General features: G+C 38.0%; 13 protein-coding genes. 4 read left to right on the top strand and 9 right to left on the bottom strand.

The window, feature by feature from the left end:
• Positions 1-138 precede the first annotated feature (138 nt).
• The 4 genes from preA to ACVYAD_RS05885 all read right to left on the bottom strand — a co-directional run bounded on the left by preA (position 139) and on the right by ACVYAD_RS05885 (position 6071).
• Positions 139-1401 carry an NAD-dependent dihydropyrimidine dehydrogenase subunit PreA gene (gene preA, locus ACVYAD_RS05900; RefSeq protein ID WP_476425216.1) on the bottom strand — a complete coding sequence of 421 codons (1263 nt, stop codon included), beginning with the start codon at positions 1399-1401 and terminating at the stop codon, positions 139-141.
• A gap of 61 nt (positions 1402-1462) precedes the next feature.
• Positions 1463-2839, bottom strand: coding sequence for an NAD(P)-dependent oxidoreductase (locus ACVYAD_RS05895; RefSeq protein ID WP_476425215.1), 1377 nt, complete (start codon positions 2837-2839; stop codon positions 1463-1465).
• 524 nt (positions 2840-3363) lie between these two features.
• The gene (hydA, locus tag ACVYAD_RS05890) at positions 3364-4767 is read right to left on the bottom strand and encodes a dihydropyrimidinase (RefSeq protein WP_476425213.1); all 1404 of its coding nucleotides are present in this window, start codon (positions 4765-4767) and stop codon (positions 3364-3366) included.
• A gap of 59 nt (positions 4768-4826) precedes the next feature.
• Positions 4827-6071: an allantoate amidohydrolase gene (locus tag ACVYAD_RS05885; RefSeq protein ID WP_476425211.1), complete on the bottom strand. Its 1245-nt coding sequence runs from the start codon at positions 6069-6071 to the stop codon at positions 4827-4829.
• Positions 6072-6209: 138 nt separating this feature from the next.
• Between ACVYAD_RS05885 and ACVYAD_RS05880 the strand changes: the two genes are divergently transcribed.
• Positions 6210-7379: a PucR family transcriptional regulator gene (locus ACVYAD_RS05880; RefSeq protein WP_386827899.1), complete on the top strand. Its 1170-nt coding sequence runs from the start codon at positions 6210-6212 to the stop codon at positions 7377-7379.
• Positions 7380-7576: 197 nt separating this feature from the next.
• Here the strand turns inward: ACVYAD_RS05880 and ACVYAD_RS05875 are convergent, their stop codons facing one another.
• Positions 7577-7933 carry a DUF378 domain-containing protein gene (locus tag ACVYAD_RS05875; RefSeq protein ID WP_476425209.1) on the bottom strand — a complete coding sequence of 119 codons (357 nt, stop codon included), beginning with the start codon at positions 7931-7933 and terminating at the stop codon, positions 7577-7579.
• Positions 7934-8514: 581 nt separating this feature from the next.
• Between ACVYAD_RS05875 and ACVYAD_RS05870 the strand changes: the two genes are divergently transcribed.
• Positions 8515-10320: a sensor domain-containing diguanylate cyclase gene (locus ACVYAD_RS05870; protein WP_476425207.1), complete on the top strand. Its 1806-nt coding sequence runs from the start codon at positions 8515-8517 to the stop codon at positions 10318-10320.
• A gap of 858 nt (positions 10321-11178) precedes the next feature.
• On the opposite strand, the gene dinG is transcribed toward ACVYAD_RS05870, so the two are convergent.
• The gene (gene dinG / locus ACVYAD_RS05865; RefSeq protein ID WP_476425205.1) at positions 11179-13950 is read right to left on the bottom strand and encodes an ATP-dependent DNA helicase DinG; all 2772 of its coding nucleotides are present in this window, start codon (positions 13948-13950) and stop codon (positions 11179-11181) included.
• 246 nt (positions 13951-14196) lie between these two features.
• Between dinG and ACVYAD_RS05860 the strand changes: the two genes are divergently transcribed.
• Complete coding sequence (locus ACVYAD_RS05860) at positions 14197-14445, top strand: hypothetical protein (protein ID WP_476425203.1); 249 nt, start codon at positions 14197-14199, stop codon at positions 14443-14445.
• Positions 14429-14788 carry a hypothetical protein gene (locus ACVYAD_RS05855; protein WP_476425201.1) on the top strand — a complete coding sequence of 120 codons (360 nt, stop codon included), beginning with the start codon at positions 14429-14431 and terminating at the stop codon, positions 14786-14788. Before ACVYAD_RS05860 ends, ACVYAD_RS05855 begins: the two co-directional genes overlap by 17 nt.
• Positions 14789-15199: 411 nt before the next feature.
• Here the strand turns inward: ACVYAD_RS05855 and panD are convergent, their stop codons facing one another.
• From panD to panB, 3 genes are read right to left on the bottom strand one after another with little or no spacing between them, the layout of a single operon-like run.
• Complete coding sequence (gene panD, locus ACVYAD_RS05850) at positions 15200-15583, bottom strand: aspartate 1-decarboxylase (RefSeq protein WP_349660811.1); 384 nt, start codon at positions 15581-15583, stop codon at positions 15200-15202.
• A gap of 1 nt (position 15584) precedes the next feature.
• Positions 15585-16439 carry a pantoate--beta-alanine ligase gene (gene panC, locus ACVYAD_RS05845; RefSeq protein WP_476425199.1) on the bottom strand — a complete coding sequence of 285 codons (855 nt, stop codon included), beginning with the start codon at positions 16437-16439 and terminating at the stop codon, positions 15585-15587.
• Positions 16439-17275: a 3-methyl-2-oxobutanoate hydroxymethyltransferase gene (gene panB, locus ACVYAD_RS05840; protein ID WP_476425259.1), complete on the bottom strand. Its 837-nt coding sequence runs from the start codon at positions 17273-17275 to the stop codon at positions 16439-16441. Before panB ends, panC begins: the two co-directional genes overlap by 1 nt.
• Positions 17276-17469 lie beyond the last annotated feature (194 nt).

Here is a 17469-nt window from a genome sequence, read left to right as displayed (position 1 = left end):
ATTCGGCAAAGTGCACCCACCTTAGAAGGTAATGAGATGAAAACAGATATGGCTCCATTTAGTTAGTGTCCCAGCACATACGAATGAAGATTTAGCCTCCGAACACATTTACGCAAAGGCGAAATTGATTTTAGAGGTTTACTTAGATAGACTACTAATCAGAGTTTGACGTTCATTCCAAGTCATAGATGGAACTGTAGATGGACGTTCAACCATTGTAATAGCACCCTCTGCAGGACAAACGATTGAGCATAAATTACAGCCTACACAGTCCTCTTCTCGAACTTTCAGCATTGGGCGACCATCTTCTGTATATAAGTCGATACATTGATGCGATGTGTCCTCACATGCAATATGGCACTTGTTACAGTTAATGCAAACATCATTATTAATTTCAGCTACGATTTTATAATTTAAATCTAAGTCACCCCAATTAGAATATCTGGAAACTGAGCGACCTACTAAATCCATAACAGAGGCAATCCCTTTATCGTCTAAATAGTTATTGAGTCCATCAATCATATCCTCAACGATACTAAAACCGTGATGCATCGCTGCTGTACAAACTTGTACGCCCGTTGCTCCCATTAATATAAACTCAGCAGCATCTTGCCAGTTGGAAATACCACCAATACCCGAAATCGGAACATTGATTAATGGATTACGAGCACATTCTGCAACCATATTGAGTGCAATTGGTTTAACAGCAGGACCGCAATAGCCACCATGCGCACCCTTTCCTGCTACATGAGGCACTGTATTCCATGTATCTAAGTCAACACCCGCTAAGCTGTTAATCGTATTAATCATACTAATCGCATCTGCTCCACCTCTTGTGGCCGCTTCTGCTGTTACCGTTATGTCGGTAATATTTGGCGTTAGCTTCACTATTACTGGTGTTTTTGCTGCCTCTTTCACCCAATACGTTTGCTTTTCCACCAATTCAGGTACTTGACCAGAGGCAGAGCCCATTCCTCGTTCTGCCATCCCATGTGGACACCCAAAGTTAAGCTCAAGACCATCAACACCCACATCTTCGACTCGTTTAACAATCTCATGCCATTTTTCTTGCTTAGGCTCCACCATTAAGGAAGCGATTATCGCGTGATCTGGAAACCTTTTTTTCGTTTCATAAATTTCTTTTAAATTTACCTCTAGCGGACGATCCGTAATCAGTTCAATATTATTGAAGCCCGCTACTCTTTGTCCGTTAAAGCTAACTGCTGCAAAGCGTGAAGAAACATTTAGAATCGGATCTCCTAACGTTTTCCAAACAGCACCGCCCCATCCCGCTTCAAATGCGCGTTGTACCTGATAGCCTGAATTCGTTGGTGGTGCTGATGCTAGCCAAAATGGGTTCGGCGATTTGATGCCCGCTAAGTCAATGCGTAAGTCTGCCATATTAGTTCCTCCCTTATGCAATCTCACTTGGATTTCATAAAATCTGCATTCATCTCACCAACTATGGATGTGGGAGACTTTTGCTGAAAGAAGTTAAACGTTCATGGATCTTGTATGCTGCTTCTTTTCCTTGCTGTACAGCTGTTACGACCATCGCCTCGCCCTGGCCATTTCCGAAGACGACATCTCCACATGCAAATACTTTGTTATTCGAAGTTTGCATTGTCGTTTCATCAATATCGACAACGCCATTTGTATGCTGGAGCCCAAAAGCTTCAATCAGTGACACAAAACGTGTTTGCCCAATTGCCTTAATAACAGTATCCACTTCAATAATAAAATTGGAGCCTTCCACCTCTTCAGGCCTTTGTCGACCATCAGCACCCGCTTCACCGAGCTTCATTTTTACACATTCAATACCTACAACCTCACCTGACTCATTACCGACAATTTTTTTCGGTGCTGTCAGCCACTTAAACTCCACACCATCCTGCTTGGCAAATTCATATTCAAATTTGTACGCAGTCATTTCTTTTTGGGTTCTTCTGTAAAGAATTTGAACATTGTCAGCACCTAAACGCATTGCAGATGTAGCACCATCAATTGCGGTATTACCAGCACCAATGACAGCCACTCGCTTCCCAACAACATCTTTTGTAAGAGGTCCCATTTTTGTCTTTCTGACAAACTCTATCGCATCATGTACACCTTCTAAACCTTCTCCTTCAATGCCTAGATTCGGAACAGCTCCCATACCAACTGCTAAAATAATACTGTCATATTGCTCCAAGATCTCTTCAGCAGAAACATCAACGCCGACAGTTGTGTTTGTTTTGATTTCTACGCCAAGCTTTTCAATCTGTTCAATTTCCCAATCAACGACTTCATTCGGTAAACGGAACGACACTATACCATAGTTACCTAAACCGCCAGCTTTTGCTTCAGCCTCATAGATTGTGACATGATAGCCAAAACGACTAAGTTCTCGAGCAGCCGATAAACCAGCGGGACCTGCACCAATTATCGCTACCTTCTGCCCATTACTTTGCCCTTGCTTAAATAGCTGAGCATTCGTTTCCATTGCCCAATCTGTTGCATAGCGCTGTAGCTCTCCAATTTTAATAGGCTTTGTTGAGGAATTTAACACACACGCCCCTTCACATAGTTCCTCCGTTGGACAAACCCTTGCACAGCTTGCACCAATTGGATTTGCTTCTAATATAGTCGTAGCAGAGCCCTTCATATTACCAGAAGCAATTTTTTTTATGAAATTCGGTATTTGAATACTCGTTGGACAAGCTTTAATACATGGTGCATCGTAGCAATAAAGGCAGCGATTTGATTCCTCAATTGCCTCATTCTTTGTCATCCTGTTAGTCAATTCCATAAAATTACGTTTTAACTGTTGGGACATTGTATTTTCTTGATTCAGAACCATTTCTACATCCCCCTCATGTGTTCATTTTTTCCTTCATATAATGGCTCGTCACCGTAACGAGTGGTTGATTTCTGTTCCGGCTAGGCGCTTTGTTGTTGTTACGCTTTCGCACAGAAAATATCCGCTGCGCTGCAGGGTCTCGGGCCAACAGATGTTTTTTGCGCGAAAGCGTAGTGCTAACGTAGCGACAGCAGAGGATTTTGATTAAAAGCGCAGCGACAGCAACAGCACGATGTTGGTCACGAAGGCGTTTTCACAGGACGTGATGGTTTTAGCCTTCGTTCCTCTTTCGCTGATCCCCAAGGAGTCGCCAGCCTTCACTTCAATCAACCTATATACATGGCATAAACTTGAACATATGTCATCCATAACTTTTGGTAATGAGCTTTATTAATTACACTATTGAAAAAAGAGCTACATTCAACATTCACCCCACCATTAAAAAGGAAGATAGTCTTCAGTAGCTAAATGAAGATATTACGAGACCGATTGCTCTGTTCTCCACCAAAGCAATCGGTCATAAGCTAAATATTAAGTGCTTCGGCAGCAGTTGTTTTTAATGGGCGTTTTATATATTGCCCACTACCTAGTACACCAACAAATTCTTTATTTTTAATGACATATTCCCCACGAACTAGTACACTTACTGGTTCACCTGTTACTTCCCATCCTTCATATGGGTTGTAATCAACGTTCATATGATGGGTTTTAGCCGAAATTTCTCGTTTTACCTCTGGATCAAAAATAACGATATCGGCATCGGAACCGATTGCAATCGTTCCTTTTTGTGGGAATAAGCCAAATATTTTTGCTGCACTTGTGGAAATCATATCGACAAACTCATTGATAGAAATCTTTCCTTTTGCTACACCTTCTGAATATAAAATGCTGAAACGTTCTTCGATAAAAGGCCCTCCGTTAGGAATTTTTGAAAAATCATTTAATCCTAACTGTTTTTTACCTTTGAAACTAAACGAGCATTGATCAGAGCCAATTGTTTGTAGTTGTTTTGCTTTTAGAGCATTCCATAAATGATCCTGATGGTATTTCGGGCGAAGTGGTGGGGACCAAACATATTTTGCCCCTTCAAAACCAGGTTGTGCCAAAGCAGATTGATCCAAAGTTAAATATGGTGGACATGTTTCTCCGTAGACGTTATAACCCTTTTCACGGGCAGCAATGATCTCATCTACTGCCTCTTTACAAGTTACATGTACTACATAAAGGGTAGCGCCAGCAATATGGGCTAACTCTATTGCACGTTTTGTCGCTTCACCTTCTAATTCAGCTGGGCGAGTGAGCGCATGATAAATTGGCTCCTTATGACCTGCACGTCGCGCCTCTTCCACAAGCTCATCAATAACAGAACCATTTTCACAGTGCACCATAACAACAGCACCGAGGTCCTTTGCTATTTTAAAAGCTTTAAAAAGGGTGCGATCGGTTGCTTGAAATTCTTTCGCATAAGCCATAAACACCTTTACAGAAGTAATGCCCTCCTGCTCTAAAATTTGTGGCAATTCAGCTTCTGTTTCAGGCGTTAAATCACCAATCATTAAGTGGAATCCATAGTCAATAGCTGATTTCCCCTTCGCCTTGTCATGCCATTTTTCAACTGCAGCTGAAAGTTTTTCTTCGCCAGCCGTTAAGCAGAAATCCAAAATAGTAGTCGTCCCACCAAATGCCGCTGCAATGGTACCAGATTTCCAATCATCATCAGTCACAGTATTGTTAAATGGCATATCTAAATGAGTATGCGGATCAATCCCACCTGGCATCACGATCTTACCAGTAGCATCAATAATTTCTGCGCCTACTTCGGATAAATCTTTACCTATTTGAACAATTTTTCCGTTTTCAATTAAAATATCTGCCTCAAAAACATCTGCAGCTGTTGCTACTCGTCCACCTTTAATAATTTTTTTCATTCTGCCCCTCACCCTTCGTAAAATAATGGAGAATGCTCAATTAATTCATAAAACCTACTTTAATGTAACGTGTAGGTCTCCCCCATACTGAACTTTGTTTGCAGTGTCAACACGGTTTCAAGTAATACATCTGCTCCTTTCGCACAATCCTCAAACGTTGTTTCTTCTTCCTCACAATGACTCTTACCATGAATACTAGGTACGAAAATCATCGCTGATGGAACAATACTTGCCATATATTGCGCATCATGTCCCGCTCCGCTAAACATTCGATGAGCAGTATAGCCAAAGCTCTGACAAGCCATTGCCACTTCATTACAAATATGAGTATCAAAATAAACTGTATCTCTCCCCCAAAGCTTAACTGGCTTAATGTTACAGCCCATATCCTCTGTAGGAAGATGTTTCAGTATATCTTCAACTTTTTGCATAATCTCTGGTTTTTGATGACGTGAATCAATCGTAAACGTCACTTTGTTCGGTATAACGGTATGGATATTTGGAGATACATTCATTCGACCAAAAGTAAATACTAACTGTTCATCAATTTTTCCGAGTTCTTCATGTAAATACGAAATGATTTTTGAAGTTACGATCATTGGATCTTGACGCATTGTCATCGGCGTCGTTCCAGCATGATTGGACTGCCCTGTAACCGTAATTTCATAGCAAACCATTCCTAATACACCTTCAACAATCCCTATTTCAAGTTGCTTCGCCTCTAGAACAGGTCCTTGCTCAATATGCAATTCGATATAAGCAAGTGCATCCTTTAAACGATTTTCTTGATCTCCTTCATACCCACTCTCTCGCAGCGCTTCTTTGAAACTAGTGCCATTCTTGTCAACAGATTGCAGCATTTTTTCTTTTTCAAATTTAGATGAAATGACACCAGAGCTCATCATTGCTGGATCAAAACGAGCACCTTCTTCATTCGTAAAATTAACAATCATTATAGGGATATCTAGTTCAATCTCGTTTTCCTTTAACGTTCTAATGGCTTCTATAGCCGTTAAAACGCCTAATACACCATCAAACTTACCACCCTTTTCAACGGAATCTAAATGCGACCCCATAACAATTGGAGGGACATCCTTTTTCCCAGGGAGAATCGCATAAATATTACCCATATCATCGACTTTGATGTCCATTCCTAATTCATCACAACACTCACAAAAATAGTTTCTTGCGAGTACATCCTCATTCGAAAGAGACAAACGAGTTACGCCACCATTTTCGGTAGCTCCAAATTGACTAAATTGTTCAATTAACTCTTGCAATCGTCTACTATTACACTTATACATATGCAATTCCTCTCTTTCACAGTAGTTATTCACATTCTATAAAAGATAAAAATTATGAGATATAGCTAGCAAACTAAAAAAATATGTGCATCTGCACATAATATATGGTAAGTTATGTTCATAATAAGGGGGGAATAAATGGGGACAATTCGCAAAATTGTAGAGGGAGTTCAATTCCCAATGCTAACATTAGTAGCTGGACATAACGGAACGTATCGAAGAGTTACAGGGATTAACGTAGTAGAAAGCATCGATTTAATTATGTTTTGTAGACCTAATGAATTAGTCGTTACTACAGGTATTAATTTATCTTCTGGGGGAGATTCCTTAGAGCAGCTTGTAAAACTAGCGTTCTCTAAAAAGGTAGCAGGTTTTATCATTAATACTGGTCCATACATTCCAAAAATACCAGATTCAGTCATATCTTTTGCTAACGAATATGATTTCCCTATTTTTCTCATGCCATGGAATTATCGAATAGCCGATCTATTAAAAACAACATTTCAATTTATTGCTAATCACCATCAAGAGCTGTCTATCGAAGAAAAGGTTCTTTATAACTTACTTTTTCACTACAAACAAAACGCCAACTATATTAAGGATCAATTAGCACTACTAGGATTTCCACAAAGTAGAGAACTAGCCATCATTTCATGTACAACACATAGTGTACAAGCTAACATTGACCGTTACGAGGTCATGATCCAATTTGCATTTCAAAATAGATATAAACGCTTCTTAAAACTAAAGCATAAAAATCACCTCATCTTTTTAATCGACAAAGCACAAATCAATACACCTAATACTCCCTTCTCAAAAATTGTTGAAGAAATTTACGACAAAATTACACAAAAAAATGGTTACTTAGATATTATCATTGGTAAAGGAAATTTTCATAAAGAGCTTGAAAATGTTCGCAAAAGCTATGATGAGTCATTAACAGTAATCCAATTAGCAAAGCTTCATAACAACCGCTTCCTATATAAATATAAAGAAATTGGTGCCTATAAAATTATTATGGCTGTGCAAAATCAAACATTGATCAAATCATATAGCCAAGATATTTTAGGTCAGCTTTATCGCTATGATGAATTGCATAACACAGATTACGTACAATTTTTACGCATTTTTCTCGAGGAGAATGGTAGTACTCGTAGGATAAGTGAACGACAATTTATTCATCGCAACACAGTACTTTATAAACTAAAAAAAATAGAGACTCTTTTAGATATGGACCTAAGTAATCCATTTACAAAAACAAATCTCTATATCGCATTTTTGATTGAAGATATATTGGCACACCAATAAATAGTCAGCAAAAGACTTCCTTTTTGAGCAATCCATCGCCTAGTCCTTCGCCTTTCTAAGTAATAGCTAATATCCCCTTCACTGCCCTTCATAACCACGAACAAAAAAACCCCCGTAAAAATTAGATTGATGTCTAACTTTTACGGGCAGTTCACATTGTTCATAAGTTTTTTGGAGTAATATCATTAAACTAGGAGTTATTTTCTGTTATGGTGTTTATTTTTGCTATGTGAATCCTTTTTTTCTTCTTTTAGCACATCCGTTGTGTTGAATGCAGTAAAATCTTCTTCTTCACCAATCTCCATGCCATAGCTTGGATTCCTGTCTATGCGCGTATGAGGATCAAGGTCTTCATCCTCATCAAATCGCATAATTAGAATCGGAATAGATATTAGCCCTGCTAACCCGATAATAGCATAAATCCATCGAGACAATACTGCTGTTTGTCCACCGAATAAATAGGCAACTAAATCAATTCTAAAGAATCCAATAAGTCCCCAGTTGATTGCTCCAATAATGACTAACACTAGAGCGACTCTATATACTACGCTCACGTTTACACCTCCCTTATTTGTAAATATGAAGCCAGTTATACACTTGAAGTTCATTCTTCACATGTATGAAAAGCGTCGTTATTGCAAAAAAACTGTCATAACAAGCGAGAAAATAACAAATACTTATTGTAATTAAAACGCTCATTTTGACGGTCTTATTTTTAGCAATAACCGTTGTTTTATACAAAGTGCGTAGCAGGCTACAAACAAAAGGGATGCTAGTGAATCATATATAATAAATTGCTTTTTAAGGCTTAGCAGCATAACTAAATCCCACGTATTACCTATATATAAAAGCTCTTCAGCTGAATGTAGTTCATTGAATTCCTGAATTTTTCGTGTTCATTCTTGCTCTTATGGTCTTTGATAATCAAGGAATTCTAACCAATCTATCTTCCTTCGGTACCAATTCATTTAATTTTTTATTTTAAACCTTTATTTAGCACTTAAAAATCCTAAATATAGAATAAAGTGTGATATATTTACATAACACTCTATTTTTACAGCACTCTATTTAACTTTTCATCAGCATCCTTACAAATGACTGAAGAAAGGGATTGAGATAGGAGAAAGATTGAATGATGAAAAATAAAATTAAGAAAACCAAGCTGTTATTTTATTTTTTTATCGTACTTATATTTACTTTTACACAATTCAGCTTACCAGGTCATGCTGAAGAACGATCTGAACCTATTATATTAGGAAAACATTATGATATTTTTCGTGACCCTTCAAAAAAAATTACAATAGAAGATTTATTAAGTGGGACATATAACAAATCATTTGTCGCTAGTAAGGACGATTATGTATTTTTGGGGCATACGAATGATACAATTTGGCTTCGATTGGATACTGAAAAAATACTAAAAGATAAACAGAAGTCTTACTGGTTAGAGGTAACAGACAAACTAGATAGCATTGAAATGTATTTAGTGAAAGAAGATGGCTCCTATCGTGTTCAAAAAAGAGGAATATCAAATGTGGACGATCAAAACATTCATTATCGTTCGAATTTATTTCAAGTCCAAGAACCTTCCGTCAAAGAAATTTATTTAAAATTAGATGGAGAATTACCATTAAGTTCAATTTCTTTTCTTTTTGCAACGGATAGCTTCATCAATAAGATTATTGACTATAAATATTTAACAGGAATGTTTTATGGTTTCTTATTCGCTTTATTAATTTACAATTTATTTTTATTCTTTTCGTTAAAAGAAAGGGCTTACTTTTACTATGTTTTGTATATTTTTAGTTTTATCCTCTATCAGGCTACATTGAATTCTTTAGATGTTGAGCTATTAGGACAATTTTTGCCTAAATTGTTTTTTATAAAATCCTCCGCTATAAGTGGGAATCTTTTACTTTTGTTTATGATTCTATTTTGTAAAGAGTTTCTTGAACTTAAAAAATATTTACCTCGATTCCACAATTTCGGAAATTTACTATTATGGGGCACTGTACTTTCTTTAATTGCTTCATTCATTATCCCTGATGTGGCAATTACTAATAATGTCACAATTATTTTGGCTGTAGTTGTCTTTATTTTCCTTTGGTTATCAGGAATTTTTGTATTGTTAAAAGGTCAGAAAATGGCTAGATATTATATGGTAGGTTGGACTGTTTTACTTGGTTCTATCATTGTGCAAGCATTGGCTTTTTTAAGTATAATTCCATTCCATCCAGTTATATTTGAGGAAGTTCCTGCAGTTGGTGCTATTTTTGAATCTATATTTTTGTCATTAGCATTAGGTGATAAAATCAATATTATTAAAAAAGAGACTCAGGAAATACAACAAATACTAAATGAATCACTCGAATATAAAGTTAAAGAACGAACACAGGAGCTAGAAAATGCTAAACTTGAGCTTGAAAAATTAGCAAATACCGATCGACTTACTCAAGTTCCAAATCGTGTAAGGTTAGATTACGTGTTAGAAGAAGCATTTGAACAAGCTCAACATCATGAGACCACGTTTTCTATTATTCTTCTAGATATTGATTATTTTAAAGAAGTCAATGATGAGTTTGGCCATCAAGTAGGAGACTTAGTTTTAATGAACGTAGCCCAGATGTTACAAAATACGATTCGAGAGCAAGATACTGTCGGAAGATGGGGTGGTGAGGAGTTTTTAGTTATTTGCCCTCAAACTACACTCGATGAGGCTGTTAAGATTTCTGAAAAAATTCGTCAACAATTAGAAAATTATCAATTCCCTATTGTGCAGCGAAAAACTAGTAGCTTTGGCGTAACTAGCTATGTAAATGGAGATACACGAAATACATTATTATCAAGATGTGATAAAGCGTTATATCAAGCAAAAGAACAAGGCAGAAACTGTGTTGAATTTTTAATAGATGATGTCAATGATAAGATTTCTTGTACGTAATAGATCACTCATTATGAGTGGTCTATTTATTTAACTAAAGAACTTCACTACATTGAATAACAATATTTCACTTCACACTGACATTGGTCCAGATACCAATTGAAGTGTATATGTAATCGCAATTTTAGGCGCAATACAATATCGACCTTTGCAAAAATTCCAAACCTGTGTCTTAGTCTAAGCCATTTCATTGATTGAACATAGCCTATACTATATCAATTGAAGGGAGTTATAAAAATGGTAAATCCAATGCGTTTTAATGACGGACGTCGATTTTCCCCAGGCATGGGCCCATTTTTCCCAGGCAGAGGCCCATTCTTCCCAGGAAGACCGTTTTTTCCTGTTAGCCCATTTTTTCCAGTAAGCCCGTTTTTCCCAATAAGCCCATTTTTCCCGTTTGGGAGACCGTTTTTCCCCGGCTTTAGACCTGGTTTCCGTAGATGGTAGGAATCCTTTTTTGAACTACCGGTTTATTAGACAAAAATTTAAAACAAAGCTATAGAACTAGACTTTGTAAAAGCCCAAGAGAAGATACAAAAGATTCTATAGCAATTATTAGTGGAAAGATCAATAACATTACTGATGAAGGTATGATGATTACGGGATGTCTAGTCCTTTCGGCAGACCAAAGAAGTTTTATAACAGCAACTAGCCCCCGCAAACGTCGAGGGCTTTTTTAATGAGTAAATCTTATTCTCTGCTTGCAGACTATAGAGCTCAGAATCTCTGTTTTCTACTTTATATCCGCTCGAGTCACCTGGCTTTTACTTTCTTCAAAATTCGCTCAGGTAGCCTTTCTTTCGGGATAAATCCCACCAAAAAAATCCCTTTTAGCAAAACTACTAAAAGGGATTTCAACTATTTCTGCCAATTATTAAGTTCCTTTAACAACTCCGGTAGCTGCAATTTCTTCACATCAATCGGTGGTAATGCCTTAACAAATTCCTTGCCGTACGACTTTGTTGAAATACGGCGGTCCAAAACTATAAAGGCTCCTTTATCCTGTGATGAACGGATTAAACGACCAAAGCCCTGTTTAAAACGCATGATGGCTTCTGGTAATGAAAGCTCATTGAAAGAATTGCGACCTTGTGCGGTAATATGTTTTGCTCGCGCTTTAAATACAGGCTCTTCCGGTGAGGAGAATGGCAGGCGTACAACGATCACCGATGCAAGAGCATCACCCGGAACGTCTACACCCTCCCAGAAGCTGTTTGTACCAAAAAGAACGGCATGGCTAAACTTTTGGAATGATTTCAGAATTCGCATACGGCTACCACCCGTAACTCCTTGTGCAAAGAGCATATAGTCATCAAGGAGTTCACTATCTTGAATAAGCTCCACTGTTTTTCGAAGCATGTCCTGAGCGGTAAATAGGACAAAGCAACGTCCTTCAGTCATTCTCACGGTACGTGTAATTGCATGAGCGACCGCTTCAATATATTCGTCCTGAGTCACATGTTGAATTTCAGGCATATCGGTGACAATAAATGCCTTCGCACCTGCATAATAGGATGGTGGTGCTTGGAGCTTTATTACTTGCACACTATTAGAAATACCAAGTTGACTCGTTACAAAACGCTCATTACCTGGCACCGTTAAAGTACCTGAAGTCCACACAATACTTGCCTGCTTACGAAGAGGCGTAAGTACTTTTTCAATGATAGATGTGACATTAACAGGCTTCTTATAGACGTGTAAGCTGCCAGGAACGCTCCTTACATCAAATTCTAGCCAAACTGAATTATCATCCTGTGACGATAGAAAAATTTCTTCCCATTCCGCGATTTTTACTTTTAATTCACGAATCCAATAATGCCAATCAGATAAAATAAAGAGCTCATTTTTATCTAATTGCTCAATATTATTTTCAAAGGCCTGCCCTACTTCTGTAGCAAGATCAAGCCATTGCTGTGTAAGCTTACTCACTTGTAGAAGCGGTTCTTTTGCTAGTGTTACATCCTCTAAAAACAAAGTACATTTACTACTAACTTGCTTCCCTTTTATTTGTTGCTGCATTTTTTGTACAGCCCGTTGCATAGTTTCATCGAATGTCCGTTGTAGACGTATAAATTGTGCATCTAGTCGCTGCAAACTTTGCATAGAAACACGGTGTTTTTTCTTAGCGGCCTGACTAAATTGCTGGAACAAAGCAGTTTCCTCCATCGTTCCGATTTGGCCGAAAATGTACTTCCACTGCGTATAGGAGAAGACAACTTCATCTTGCTGCATAGCAGATTGTATAAATTGATGTGCTTCGTCAATGATCCATCCGTCAATTTGTGTAAATATTGGTGTTTGACGGACTAAATCACTGAGTACCATAGAATGATTCGTTACAATACAATCAGCAAATTCACTATTTTTTAACGCTTGCTCATAAAAATCAAAGCCCTTTGAAGGTTTTTCATCAGGCATTTTACGGATTTTCTCTAAAAATAGTTGCCCGCCCCCTGATACATTGAGCTCACTTAGCACACCTGTTTCAGTTTTAGTCAGCCAGACAAGAATTTGCAAAATCGTAAATGTATCATCATAAGTTTCATCAGCATATGCCATACATTGCTCAAAGCGTGCAACATCAATATAATGCTGCATTCCCTTAAGCACAGCGATATTTACTTTAGTGCCAAGGATTTTTTCAATCTTTGGTAGCTCTTCCTCAACAAGTTGCTCCTGCAAGTGTGACGTATATGTGCTAATTGCAATTTTTTTATCGACTGCTCGAGCATACAAAATCGCTGGAAGTAGATAGCCTGCTGTTTTACCAATACCTGTTGAGGCCTCTATAACGCATTCCCTTTTGTCATTGAGCGCTTGCCAAATCGTGTCCATCATCTCGAATTGCGCTGGTCGTTGCTCAAAATTCGACATGGCTTTTGTCATTAATGCAGTTTTGTCCGCTGCTGTTTGTGGATATGATACAACCTCCGCATGATTTGTATACTTTTTTCGTCCATCACAAATAGCCAAATTGCGGTAGTAGGAGACATTCTCATTAGCAGTTACATGCTGTCGTTTAATTTGAAGAGCCTCGAAGAAAAGCTGAGATAAATTTGACTTCAATCTGAATGAACGTTTATGCATTTGTTCTAGGGTTAGCTGAGGGAGACCGAGTAACTCCTTCCAGCATCGTTTAAAGAGCTCCGCTGTTGCACGGGCATCGTCATCTGCTCGGTGTGCATTTGTAAGCTCTATATTTAAATCTGCCGCTAAATCACCTAACTTAAAGCTGAGTGACATTGGGAACAAAATTTTGGCAAGCTCAACAGTGTCCATCTTTTTACCCTGCCATTTTGATAAACCCGCACGCTTGAACTCTGCTTGTAAAAAGGATAAGTCAAAATCTGCATTATGTGCGACGAATACACAATCGGCAAGCAGTTCATATATGTAGTCGGCATGTGCCTCAAACGGCAAGGCATCCTTTACATCCTCATCCGTAATATGCGTTAAATCCTGAATGAAAATTGGAATAGCTTTACCTGGATAAATAAACTTCGTATACGTTTGTTCAATTTCCCAATCTTTCATAATAACAATTGCTATTTGAATCATTCGGTCCCCATTTGCCGGTGAATGACCGGTCGTCTCTAAATCAACAATTGCATACTTTTGACTTTCCATCATACATCTCAACTCACAGTTCACATTAGATAGATGAATTTTATCACATATTTGGCTCAGCGGCATCCCTTCACCACTGTTGATTGTTCATAAAAAAAGACTTCTGAACGATTATCAGGATTCACAGTAAGAATTTTCAAATTAATTCATAAGATGTGCCCATCACCATAGCGTGTAGTTGATTTCCGTTCAGACTGGCATCTTCCTGTGGACGTCCGATGAGCCACTTCACTCCAATAAACTTCAGAAATGAAACAAATTTTCGCATATGAAAATATAGAACAATATCAAAATAATATACAACCAACTCCATTTTTTATTGAAAAATTAGAGAATTATCGTCAACTATTAGAAAAAGAATATGACCTCCATGATATCCCTAAGGCGATTGTATGGACTTCAGAAGAAATTGCGACAAACATCTTTTCAGCTGTACCTATTCCTGCTTATACAAAAAAAGATATTATCTATATGAACCCGAATGAACCCGAACCTTGAGAGTTGGAGACAGTTATTTTTAAGACAATTAGAAGGTCTACAACACGTTGAAATTGAGGAATACTATAAAACGATTAGCAATGATCATATTTTTTGCATTTTAGCCCATGAACTAACACATCATTCGGATTTATTTCTCGATGAATTTGATGATGATCGACTGGATAGCATTTGGTTTGAAGAAGGGATGTGCGAATATTTATCAAAAAAATTAACTCTCATTGAAAATCAATTCGATGAAATTGCCAAGAAAGAATTAGAATTGATTCATTTGTTTAAAGATAAATACGGTAAACATTTATTAGATGATTTGGTACTGCTAGTTATGAAGCAAAAAATTTAACGAGTATTATGTATGACTACTGGCGTAGCTTCCAAACCATCAAATACTTAGTTGAGGAACGTTCAAATAACAATATACATCTTGTATTTGAAGTCTATCATCGCTGGCACAAAGAAGGTAGGAAGGTATCGTTAACGCATTATTTTAATTTGGACAACTTTCTAAATTCTCTAGAGTGTTCATAGGAAATCAATGAAACACAGATTTTTTCATTTCAAATCTATGATACGCCTTTTCTTTAACATTTTTTGACATAATAAAAAGTGTACATCACCTAATTATGCCTCGGCATAATGGCGTCCGAAGGCTTTAATTTAGTAATGTACACTTTCAAATTTGATGCATTCAATCATCTTATAAAAAAATTATCTTTAAAGTTTCAGTTTCAAAGAAGTAGCCACTTTTATCACACTACATCACTGTTGCTTCTGGCTCAAAGGCAATCATTTCTTTAATTGAATTACCCTCGCCCATAATAGCTACTGTTGGCTTATGATCTTTTGCCTCTTCGTTATCTACATACACGTAAGAAATAATAATTACAATATCTCCACGTTGTACTAGGCGCGCTGCTGCTCCGTTCACACAAATAACGCCTGATCCACGTTCCCCTGCAATAATATACGTTTCAAAGCGTGCGCCATTATTGTTATTAACGATATGCACCTTTTCGTTTGGTAGCATTCCTACTGCATCTAAAATATCCTCATCAATCGTAATAGAACCAACATAGTTTAAATCTGCTTGTGTCACTGTAGCTCGGTGGATTTTACTGTTCATCATCATTCGTAACATTTTACAATCCTTCTTTCACATTAAAGATACAATTATCAATTAAACGAGTTTTACCAATATAGACGGCTGCCGCTATAAGCACTTGCTCCGTTTTAGGAAATGCGGGTGTTAAATCTGGATACGCTAACAGTTCAATATAGTCAATTTCCCCATGTGTACGTGCTGTAATGTGTGCCTTTGCTATAGCAAGCGCACTCGCTGCATCACCATTTGCTAAAAAGCTATTACGAGCAAGCTGTAGCGCTTCATTAATGGCGGGTGCCTCAAGACGCTCCACTTCACTTAAATACACATTACGAGATGATTTCGCTAAACCGTCCTCCTCACGTACAATGGGTACTACTCGCATTTCCAAAGGGAAATTAAAATCGCGTACCATCGTCGCAATAATTGCCACCTGCTGTGCATCTTTTTGTCCGAAATAAGCTCGTGTCGGCTGTGCTAAGTGAAATAATTTTGCTACAACCTGTAAAACGCCATCAAAATGTCCTGGACGACTCGCCCCACAAAGAATGGTTGCCTGTTCACCCGCATGTATACGAATACCGCCATCATGAGGATACATTTCTTCCACACTCGGTGCGAAAACAATATCTACACCGACAGACTCTGCTAAAGCAGTATCGCGTGGCAAATCACGCGGATAACTTTCAAAGTCTTCGTTTGGTCCAAATTGAGTTGGGTTGACAAATATACTCATGACGACTAAATCATTTTCGTCGCGAGCTGTTTTTGCAAGGGTTAAATGGCCCTCATGTAAATAGCCCATCGTTGGCACGAGTCCAATTGTTTTTTGAGCTTGTTTTGCTGCTTGAATTTCTATAGTTAGCGCTTGGATAGTAGTGACGACTTTCATTACTTTACGCCTCCGTATAACTGGTCCAATGTTTCTTCTTTCATCGTAAAGAAATGCTTCGGTGCAGGGAATGTACCCGCCTTTACAGCTTCTACGTAACTAGCAATTCCATGGCTTGCTTCTTGGCCCATATTCGAAAACTGTTCCACAAATTTTGGTACATGATGTGAACCATAGCTTAACATGTCATGATAAACCAATACTTGTCCATCAGCCTCCACTCCAGCTCCAATACCGATCGTTGGAATAATAAGATTAGCGGATACCATCTCTGTTAGCTGATGCGGAATACATTCTAAGACGACAGCACACGCTCCAGCCTCTTGACATTTTTTTGCATCTTCAATGAGTTTCGTTGCCTGTTCGGCTGTTTTACCTTGAACCTTGTATCCGCCAAGCACGCCTGCTGATTGAGGTAGTAAACCTAAATGAGCAACCACTGGAATGCCAGCTGACGTTAATTTACGAATTGCTGGTAGAACATCGTCTGCTCCCTCTAACTTTAGTGCATCTGCTCCTGTTTCTTGCATCATGGATACAGCCGTTTTCAACGTCTCATGTACATCACCATGGTATGAACCAAATGGCATATCAACAACAACAAACGTATCCTTTGCGCCTCGGCGCACTGCTTTTGCATGATGGACCATGTCTGCTACTGTTACTGGCATTGTAGAATCATAGCCTAGTACTACCATACCTAGTGAGTCTCCCACTAGAATCATATCGACATTTGCTTCCTCGGCAAATTTTGCAGCAGGATAATCATATGCCGTCAGCATAACGATTTTCTCCCCTGCTACCTTCATCTTTAAAAAATCTGAAGTTGTTTTCATCATGTAGTCCTCCTTTTTTTAAGGAAAGAAAACAGAAAAACCCTTCTGTTCTTTAAATAGACAGAAGGGTAGTGTTTCGTTCGTTATCAAAAATCACCTCTAATTCTTGAATAGAGGCTATAACTTAATAAAAGAATCGTAATCAAATCTCATTATGAGAATTGCCCATTCCATTGAATTAAGTTACATTTTTG

This window comes from Lysinibacillus sp. G1-3 (assembly GCF_056322905.1).
The sequence above is the reverse complement of the archived record's forward strand: the minus strand, read 5'-3'. Positions and strand labels throughout refer to the sequence as shown.